Consider the following 8,556-nt stretch of genomic DNA (forward strand, 5'->3'; position numbering starts at 1 on the left):
GCACTCGCCTGTCCGCACATACCCTCGGTTGACGGGATAATTTATGTGCGTAAAATCCAATTCACAAATATGAATAAAGGCAGGTGCCAGCCATGGCTGGCCATGCCGGTGCCGGCTTCCGACAACCGCCGTCCAGGAGACAACCCGATGAAACCGAACTCGCGCCGCCGCCTGATGCTGTGCGCCGCCATGCTGGGCGCGATGCCCGCGCTGGCCTGGAGTGACACCTATCCCAGCAAGCCCATCCGCATGGTGGTGCCGTTTGCGCCAGGCGGGGCCACCGATGTGGTGGCGCGGCTGATTTCGCAGAAGCTGGGCGAAGCGCTCAAGCAGTCGGTGGTGGTGGAAAACCGCCCCGGCGCCAACGGCATCATCGGCACGGACATCGTGGCGCGCGCGGCGCCGGACGGCTACACGCTGCTGCTGAACAGCGCCGGCGCGCAGACCCTCAGCCCGGTGCTGTACAAGGCGGGCTATGAGCCGCTGAAGAGCTTTGCGCCGATCTCGCAGATCAGCAATATCGGCTTCGTGATGGTGGTCCATCCGTCGGTGCCGGCCAAGACCGTGCAGGAGTTCGTAGCGCTGGCCAAGTCCAAGACCAAGCCGCTAAGCCTGTCGGCCGGCAGCAGCATGATTGAGCTGATCGGTGCCACCTTCAAGTCCGCGGCGGGCACGCCGGACGTCGTCAGCGTGTCTTACCGCGGCACCGGGCCGCAGATGCAGGCGGTGGTGGCGGGCGAGGTCGACATGACCATCGACCCGTTCAACGGCATGGCGATGATCAAGGCCGGCAAGCTGCGCCCGCTGGCGGTGTTCGCGTCCAAGCGCTCGCCCGCGCTGCCGGACGTGCCGACCATGCATGAGGCCGGCTATGACGGCATGGCCTTCAATTCCTGGGCGGGGCTGCTGGCACCGGCTGGCACGCCCAAGGAAATCGTCACGCGGCTGAACCAGGAGGTGAACCGCATCCTGGCGCAGCCCGAGATCAAGCAGCGCCTGGCAGCGATCGACTATGAGGTGGTGGGCGGCACGCCGGAGCAGTTCGCCGCGACCATTGCCGAGGATGCGGCAAGGTGGGCGAAGATCGTCAAGGATACGAACTACAAGGCGGGTTCCTGAGCAATCAGGCTGGTGCAGGCGTCGCCTGCCGCACCAGCCAGCTGCGGAACGCGCGCGCCGCGGCCGGTTCCATCCGGTCGCGCGGCCACACCGCGTAGTAGCCGCCGCCCAGGCTGGCGCTGGCCTCGCTGGCGCGCACCAGCAGGCCTTCGCGCAGGCACGCGTCGATCATATGGCGCCAGCCCAGCACGATGCCCTGACCTTCCATGGCCAGCTGCAGCAGGATCGGGTACTGGTTGGAGGTCAGCACGTTGCGCAGCGTGGCATCGGGCAGGCCCTGGTTGGCCAGCCAGGTCTGCCAGGACATCCACTGGCGCTGGCCGTCGTCGAGCATCAGCAGCGTTTCATTGGCCAGCGCGGCCGGGGCCAGCGTGCGGCCGTTCAGATAGCCCGGCGCGCACACCGGGAACACTTCCTCGCCATACAGCCGTCGCGCCGCCAGTCCGGGCGGCGGGCCCTCGCGCAGGTAGTACATGGCGATATCGAACTCCGCCGGCGACAGTGACGCCAGGCTGTCGTTGACGGTCAGGCGCAGCTGGATTTCGGGGTGCGCCTCGCGAAACGAGGCCAGCCGCGGCGTCAGCCACAGCACCGCCACGCCGCTGGAGCACGCCACCGTCAGGGCGGTATGGCTGCGCACCTTCATCACGTCTTCGGTCGCTTCGGCGCAGCCCACCAGCAGGCGCTGCACCACCTCGGCATAGCGCTGGCCGCTGACGGTCAGGCGCAGCGCGCGCGGTTCGCGGATAAAGAGCTTGCGCCCGAGAAAGTCTTCCAGCTGGGCCACCTGGCGGCTGATCGCGCTTTGGGTCAGGTGCAGTTCGGCCGCGGCGCGGGTGAAGCTGCCGTGGCGCATCGCGGCTTCAAACGCGACCAGGTTGGGCAGGGGCGGGAGCGGGGAAATGCGCATGGGGGCTTCCGGTCAGAGAAGCCCCCATGATAGACCGCGGGCGCGGGCCAGCGGGTGGGGCGCGCCGCCCGGATCAGCCGGCGCGGCGGTGGATGCGGCCGGCCTGCATCACCACGCTCAGGCGCTCGCCCTGGCCGGCGATCAGGCCGATATCGGCCAGCGGGTTGCCGTCGACCAGCAGCAGGTCGGCCAGCGCGCCGGCGCGCACGGTGCCAAGCTCGCCTTCGCGCTGCAGGATGGCGGCGGCGATCGAGGTGGCCGAGCGGATCGCTTCCAGGTTGCCGAGCAGCTCGGCGCGGATGCGGAACTCTTCGGACTGGTGGTCGTGCATCTCGCCCAGCAGGTCCGAGCCATAGCCCATCGGCACGCCGGCATCGGCATAGATGCGCAGCGAGTCGCGGCCGGCCTGGCGCACGGTCTCGATCTTGGCCACGGAGTCGGCCGGCAGGCCCAGGCGGGCGCCGTCGCGCGCGAGCGCGTCGTAGGTGACCAGCGTCGGCACCACGAAGGCGCCGTGTCTGCGCATCTCGTCGGCGGCGGCGCGGTCGACCAGGTTGCCGTGCTCGATGGTGCGCACGCCGCAGCGCACCGCGCGCGTGATGGCGCGGCCGGTGTAGGCGTGGGCCATCACATAAGTCTGTGCGGCTTCGGCTTCGGCCACGATTGCGCGGATCTCGTCTTCGCTGTACTGGGTGTTGCCGATCGGGTCGGTGGGCGAGGCCACGCCGCCCGAGGCCATGATCTTGATCTGGCTGGCGCCCTTCTGGATTTCTTCGCGCACGGCCAGCCGCACCGCGTCGACGCCGTCCACCACGCGCGCGATGGCGCCGGCGCGGAACGCGCACGAACAGGGTTCCAGCACGTCAGAGCGCGGGCGGAAATCACCATGGCCGCCGGTCTGCGACAGCGCCTTGCCCGACGCAAAGATGCGCGGTCCCGGCACCAGCCCGGTGGCAACGGCCTGCGACAGGCCCCAGTCGGCGCCGCCGGCATCGCGCACGGTGGTGAAGCCGCGCTCCAGCATGCGCCGCATGATCGGCAGCGCGCGGATCGCTACCAGCACGTTGGGCTGCACCGCGTTCAGGCCGAGGTTGGCCAGCGAGGCCAGCACATGCACGTGGCAGTCGATCAGGCCGGGCATCACGGTCTTGCCGCGCGCGTCGATGTGCTGTGCGTTGGGGGCATCGATGGCCGGGCCGACCGCGGCAATGCGCTCGCCTTCAACCAGCACGTCGTGGCCGCGCAGCAGCTCGCCCGTGCCGGGTTCGAGCACATCGCCGCCGTGGAAAAGGATCTGGGGACTCTGGGACATATCAGCGTTGTTGCAGGTAGGAAGGTTCGCGCACGAAGCGGGTGCCGGCCAGGCTGATGGCGGCGGCGATCATCACGTAGATGGCCGGGGCCATGCTGCTGCCGGTGGTGGCGATCAGCCAGGTGATGATGAACGAGGCAAAGCCGCCGAAGATCGTCACCGCGAAGTTGTAGGCCACCGACAGGCCGGTCGACAGCACGCGCGCCGGGAACAGTTCGGAGAAGGCCGCCAGGATCGGGCCGGTATAGGTGGCGATCAGCACGCCGAACACCAGCTGGAACACCAGCAGCGAAGCCAGGCCGGGCGCATGGTTGATATACGCGAACATCGGCCAGGCCAGCACCAGGATCAGCAGCGCCGAGCCGCTCAGCAGCACGCGCCGGCCGATGCGGTCTGCCAGCAGGCCCACCAGCGGCGCGAACACCATGATGGCGCTGCCGCCCGCCATGCCGGCGATAAAGCCATCGGCCTGCGGCACCTTCAGCACCTTGACGGCGTAGGTCGGCATGTAGAACAGCAGCACGTAGGTGCACACCGTCCACAGGATTACCATCGAGAAGCTGGCCAGGGTTTCGCGCGGGTAGGCCTGCACGATTTCCTTGAGCGGTGAATCGGCGCGCTCGGCGTTGTCGCGGAAGGTCGGGGTTTCATCGAGGTGGTGGCGGATGTAGTAGCCCACCGGGCCGATCACGATGCCCAGCAGGAACGGCAGGCGCCAGCCCCAGCTGTTGAGCGCCTCGGTGCTCAGCGAACTGGTGACGTAGGTGCCCACCGCCGCGCCCAGCAGCACGGCCACGCCGATGCTGGCCTGGATCCAGCTGGAGTAGTAGGCACGCTGGCGCGCCGGGGCATACTCGGTCAGGAAGGCGGTGGCGCCGCCCATCTCGCCGCCGGCGGAGAAGCCCTGCATCAGGCGCGCCACCACGATCAGCAGCGGGGCGAAGATGCCGATCTGGTCGTATGTGGGCGCAATGCCGATCAGCGTGGTGCCGAGCGCCATCAGCAGGATGGTCAGCGACAGTGCCGCCTTGCGGCCCACGCGGTCGGCGTAGATGCCCAGCACGATGCCGCCCACCGGGCGCATGAAGAAGCCCACGCCGAAGGTGGCCACGGCCAGCAGCAGCGAGCTGAGGTCGTCGCCGGTGGGGAAGAACAGCTTCGCGATGATGACCGCGAAGAAGCTGTAGACGGTGAAATCGAACCATTCCAGGCCATTGCCGATCACCGTGGCGATGATGGCGCGGCGGCGCTGGCTGGGCTGGATGGCGGGCGCCGCTGGGCCTGCCGGTGTGTAGGGTGCGCTCGTTGGCGCAGCGCTGTTTTGCATGGGTGCTTCCTCCTCTGTGGCAGCTGCCGGGGGCAAGAGCCGGTGTCGTCTCAGCCGGCCTGGCAGATGGTGCAGCCGATGTTAGGAGAAGGCGGGGCGCAGACGGTAGCGATATCTCCGCATGAATGCATGCGCGTGGCGCATGGCTCGGGTTGACCGTGATGCCGGCCTGCCGTTACACTGCGCCCCGTTCTTATCAGCGGAGTTATCCGTGGACAGTTGTCCCAGTCATTCTCGCGGAAGGGAAGTTTCTCAGGCCGTCGGGGTGCGCTGAGCCACTGCAGTCTTTCGCTGCAGTGATGGCATCGCGCCCTGCAGCGTCCCCCGTGGCCAGGTGCAAGCCTGTGCCCGCCGGTGCCGTTCTTCCCTTCCTGTCCTTCAATGTCTTGTCATGGCCTGCGCGTATGGTTGGCGGCCATGTGGCGGTATTTGCCAGGAGGGTTGCCATGGTGTGGCACCAGTTCTTCGTGCGTCTGGCCGCTGTGGCCATCGTGGCCGCGGCCTGCCGGCCGGCGCTTGCGGCCCGGCCGCTGATCACTGACGATGCCCGCATTGTCGATCCCAAGTCCTGCCAGCTGGAATCGTGGATGCAGTTCCAGTCCGGCGGCAATGAACTGTGGGCGCTGCCGGGTTGCAACCCCACCGGCAATCTGGAGCTGACGCTGGGCGGGTCGCTGCAGCGGATCGATGGCGGGCTGGATGCCACCAATGTGCAATTCCAGGCCAAGACGCTGCTGAAGCCGCTGGAAACCAACGGTTACGGCATTGCGCTGTCCGGCGGCCTTATCCATCATCCCAATGCCGAGCAACGCAAGCTGTTCGGCAACCTGTATCTCAACCTGCCGGTGTCGGTCTCATTTGCCGACGACCGCTTCGTCGCGCACCTGAACGTGGGCGCCAACCGCGACACCGAGAACAACCAGACGCGCATGACATGGGGCGCAGGCACGGAGACGGAACTGCATCCGCGCGTGTTCCTGATCGCCGAGACCTTCGGCGAGAACCGCGGCAAGCCGTCGTTCCAGGCGGGATTCCGTTTCTGGGTGGTGCAGGACCGCGTGCAGGTCGATACCACCTACGGCAACGTGTTCGGTGGCGGTACCGGCGCGCGCTTCTTTACGATCGGGCTGCGGCTGCTGTCGCCGGCGTTCCTGCCGTAGCGGCAAGCGTGCCGGCCATGTCAGCGGACGTTAGTGGAAAGCAAGCTCAAGCTCTACGCCGCTGTAGTCAACGCGCGGAGCAAGCCTGCGGCGCGGCCCTTGTTCGAAGTGAATCAGGCCGTAGCCCTCCATCGTGTGGAGTGTCCGCGACAGGTTCGACACGGCGCGTCCGGTTTTCTGCGAGAGCTCTTCGAGCGATTCGGGATTCGTTTCCGCGATCAGCGCAAGCAATTGGCGATTGGCTGGGGACAGGACCTTTGCCAGCACGTCCAGCGATTGAAACCAGACCTTGGGCTCATCCTTTCCGGGCTTGAGTTTGCCGCGGGCGATGGCCATGGTGCGGGCCTTGAAGTCTTCCAGTGAGGCGATGCCAATCTTGAGGTTGCCGCTCATCATTCACTCCTTTTGCTGCAGGATCTTGTCGACCTCTGTCCAGAAATCTTCCAGCAACGTGGAAGCATCCTGGTAGTCGTAGAATCGAATGCCCGCCGCCATGTGCTGGTGGTCGTATTCAATGCGCGTCCGCACTCCTGGCCCGGATCCCTCATTGATGCCGTGCACATTGTCAAAGCCAAGCAAACGGCAGCCAATCCTGTCATGCAGTGTCAGCGAATACCTCAGTCCGTGAGGGCGTTCCTGCGAGACAGGGCAGGTGCGCACCACGATTTTCACCCAATGCAAGCTCTCGTCATCTATGACGAAGCGGAGTCCATCCAGGTCCAACAGTGTGTCGAGGCTACGGTCGCGCATAGCGATGCTATCACAGTGTGATAAGTATGGCGAGCCCGACCGCTTTGCATAGTTTCGTATGCCCATAGGGCGGCAGAATAACGTTGCCTGTGGCCAAGGCTCGTCTGGCTAGCACAGCACTTTGCCACCGACAATGTAGCGAGGAGGTTACTTTCTCGAAATCTGGTGCATATTCAGAGCTTTCCCAAACGGCTTTCCTTGGCCCTTCAAACAGCCAGCAGTTCTTCCACTTCCTCGCGCCGTGGCGGATACGCGCCGGCCCGGGTCGCGGCAATGGCCGCCGCCGCGGCAGCCAGCCGCGCCTGTGCGGCAAGGTCGCGCGCCGCGCCGGACAGCACGCCGGCCATCCAGCCGCCCATCGCCGCATCGCCACAGCCGACGGTGTCGGCCACATCAACTGCGAGCGCGGGCTGCTCGACGACAACACTGCCCTTGAGCAACGTCATGCCATGCGCGCCGCGCGTCAGCATGACGGTTGCATCGGGCGCCATGGCGCGTACCTGCGCCAGTGCTGCGTTGGTGTCGAGCGCGGGAAAGAGCCCGGCCAGGTCTTCGTCCGAGATCTTGACGTAGCTGGCCAGCCGCAGCATGTGTGCGAGGACGTTGGCGTAGCCCGGCGCGCGCATCAGGTCCCGGAAGTTGGGGTCGAAGGCAATGCGCTTGCCCGCGGTTGCGGCCAGCGTGGCTTCTTCACACAGCCGTGCCGCCAGCGGCTGGCGCACCAGGCTGATGGAGCCGAAGTGGATCACCTCTGCCACGTGGCGCCAGCCCTCTGGCAAGCGGACCGGATCGAAATGCAGGTCCGCGCTGTCGTCCCCGACAAAGAAATACTGCGGCGGATGGCGTGACGCGACAAAGGCCAGGAACGGCGAGCGCGCCACCCGCTGCAGGAAGCGGCTGTCCAAGCCGGCGTCAGCGCTGGCCTGCGCCAGGTCATCGCCGAACAGGTCCTGGCTGACGGCGCCGGCAAAGGCGGTCGCAATGCCCAGCCGGGCGCCCACGCGCGCCACGTTCCAGCAAGAGCCGCCGGGCAGGCCCAGCCAGCTGCCGTCGGCCTGTCGGACCATGTCGGTCAGGGCTTCGCCGAACACGACATAGCGGGGAAGGGGCGTGGACATCGGAGTCTCCTGTGTTGTCTGCCGCGCGTTAGCTTGCGGCCGTTGCCCGCACTGCCTGGGCGCGGCGGATCAGTGCGGCGGTCGAGGCATCATGCGCGGCGGCGCCGGCCGTGCCTTCCAGTTCGCGCTGGATCGGCGCGGCCAGCTTCTTGCCGAGTTCCACGCCCCACTGGTCAAACGAATTGATCTGCCACAGCGCACCCTGCACGAAGGTGCGGTGTTCCGACAGCGCCAGCAGCGCACCCAGGTGGTACGGGTCCAGCCGCTGCAGCAGCAGCGTATTGCTGGGCCGGTTGCCCTCGAATACCAGGTGCGGCACCAGCGCTTCGTCGCGCACGCCTTCGGCGCGCACTTCGTCGGCGGTGCGCCCGCGCAGCAGCGCTTCGCCCTGCGCAAAGCAGTTGGCCAGCAGCTTGGTATGGTGGCCGGGCAAGTCGCTCACGGGTTCCAGCGTGGCGATGAAGTCTACTGGAACCAGCTGCGAGCCCTGGTGCATCATCTGGAAGTAGGCGTGCTGGCCGTTGGTGCCGGTGGTGCCCCACACCACCGCGGCCGAGCCCGCATCGAGCGCGCCGCCATCAAGCCGCACGGACTTGCCGTTGCTCTCCATTTCCAGTTGCTGAAGGAAGGCCGGCAGCAGTTCCAGCGGCTCGCAGTAGGGCGCCACGCAGCGGCTGCCGGCACCGAGGAAGCTGCGGTACCAGACATCGAGCAGGCCCAGGATCATCGGCAGGTTGCGCTCGGGCGGTGCGCTGGCGAAATGCAGGTCCATCGCGCGCGCGCCGTCCAGCAATTGGCGGAAGCGCCCGAAGCCGATGGCCGCGGCGATCGACAACCCCACCGCCGACCACAGCGAGAAG

Annotated in this window: 9 protein-coding genes; 2 read left to right on the forward strand and 7 right to left on the reverse strand. The window is 66.9% G+C overall.

Features of this window, described 5'->3' with window-relative positions:
• The first annotated feature begins 147 nt into the window (after window positions 1–147).
• On the forward strand, window positions 148–1,119 hold the full coding sequence (locus AC3WON_RS02690; RefSeq protein WP_492316967.1) for a Bug family tripartite tricarboxylate transporter substrate binding protein: 972 nt from the start codon (window positions 148–150) through the stop codon (window positions 1,117–1,119).
• A gap of 4 nt (window positions 1,120–1,123) precedes the next feature.
• Here the strand turns inward: AC3WON_RS02690 and AC3WON_RS02695 are convergent, their stop codons facing one another.
• The 3 genes from AC3WON_RS02695 to AC3WON_RS02705 all read right to left on the reverse strand — a co-directional run bounded on the left by AC3WON_RS02695 (window position 1,124) and on the right by AC3WON_RS02705 (window position 4,668).
• The gene (locus tag AC3WON_RS02695; RefSeq protein WP_492316968.1) at window positions 1,124–2,029 is read right to left on the reverse strand and encodes a LysR substrate-binding domain-containing protein; all 906 of its coding nucleotides are present in this window, start codon (window positions 2,027–2,029) and stop codon (window positions 1,124–1,126) included.
• 73 nt (window positions 2,030–2,102) lie between these two features.
• Window positions 2,103–3,341 carry a metal-dependent hydrolase family protein gene (locus AC3WON_RS02700; RefSeq protein WP_492351081.1) on the reverse strand — a complete coding sequence of 413 codons (1,239 nt, stop codon included), beginning with the start codon at window positions 3,339–3,341 and terminating at the stop codon, window positions 2,103–2,105.
• A gap of 1 nt (window position 3,342) precedes the next feature.
• The gene (locus AC3WON_RS02705) at window positions 3,343–4,668 is read right to left on the reverse strand and encodes an MFS transporter (RefSeq protein WP_492351082.1); all 1,326 of its coding nucleotides are present in this window, start codon (window positions 4,666–4,668) and stop codon (window positions 3,343–3,345) included.
• A gap of 446 nt (window positions 4,669–5,114) precedes the next feature.
• On the opposite strand from AC3WON_RS02705, the gene AC3WON_RS02710 reads away from it, so the two are divergent.
• Window positions 5,115–5,828, forward strand: coding sequence for a PA4824 family protein (locus AC3WON_RS02710; RefSeq protein WP_492351083.1), 714 nt, complete (start codon window positions 5,115–5,117; stop codon window positions 5,826–5,828).
• A 30-nt stretch (window positions 5,829–5,858) separates the two neighbouring features.
• Here the strand turns inward: AC3WON_RS02710 and AC3WON_RS02715 are convergent, their stop codons facing one another.
• The 4 genes from AC3WON_RS02715 to AC3WON_RS02730 all read right to left on the reverse strand — a co-directional run.
• Window positions 5,859–6,224 carry an HVO_A0114 family putative DNA-binding protein gene (locus tag AC3WON_RS02715; protein WP_492351084.1) on the reverse strand — a complete coding sequence of 122 codons (366 nt, stop codon included), beginning with the start codon at window positions 6,222–6,224 and terminating at the stop codon, window positions 5,859–5,861.
• Window positions 6,225–6,578, reverse strand: coding sequence for a toxin-antitoxin system TumE family protein (locus AC3WON_RS02720; protein WP_492351085.1), 354 nt, complete (start codon window positions 6,576–6,578; stop codon window positions 6,225–6,227). It lies immediately after the preceding gene.
• A gap of 206 nt (window positions 6,579–6,784) precedes the next feature.
• The gene (locus AC3WON_RS02725) at window positions 6,785–7,696 is read right to left on the reverse strand and encodes a carbohydrate kinase family protein (protein ID WP_492316973.1); all 912 of its coding nucleotides are present in this window, start codon (window positions 7,694–7,696) and stop codon (window positions 6,785–6,787) included.
• Window positions 7,697–7,724: 28 nt separating this feature from the next.
• On the reverse strand, window positions 7,725–8,556 hold an 832-nt coding region (locus tag AC3WON_RS02730; protein ID WP_492351086.1), incomplete at its 5' end, for a phosphoglucose isomerase-related protein.

The organism is Cupriavidus sp. FW305-46 (genome assembly GCF_058787075.1).

Coding starts and splice junctions, on each gene's coding strand:
- AC3WON_RS02690 (WP_492316967.1), top strand. CDS start 148: ATGAAACCGAACTCGCGCCGCCGCCTGATGCTGTGCGCCGCCATGCTG.
- AC3WON_RS02720 (WP_492351085.1), bottom strand. CDS start 6,578: ATGCGCGACCGTAGCCTCGACACACTGTTGGACCTGGATGGACTCCGC.
- AC3WON_RS02710 (WP_492351083.1), top strand. CDS start 5,115: ATGGTGTGGCACCAGTTCTTCGTGCGTCTGGCCGCTGTGGCCATCGTG.
- AC3WON_RS02715 (WP_492351084.1), bottom strand. CDS start 6,224: ATGATGAGCGGCAACCTCAAGATTGGCATCGCCTCACTGGAAGACTTC.
- AC3WON_RS02725 (WP_492316973.1), bottom strand. CDS start 7,696: ATGTCCACGCCCCTTCCCCGCTATGTCGTGTTCGGCGAAGCCCTGACC.
- AC3WON_RS02695 (WP_492316968.1), bottom strand. CDS start 2,029: ATGCGCATTTCCCCGCTCCCGCCCCTGCCCAACCTGGTCGCGTTTGAA.
- AC3WON_RS02700 (WP_492351081.1), bottom strand. CDS start 3,341: ATGTCCCAGAGTCCCCAGATCCTTTTCCACGGCGGCGATGTGCTCGAA.
- AC3WON_RS02705 (WP_492351082.1), bottom strand. CDS start 4,668: ATGCAAAACAGCGCTGCGCCAACGAGCGCACCCTACACACCGGCAGGC.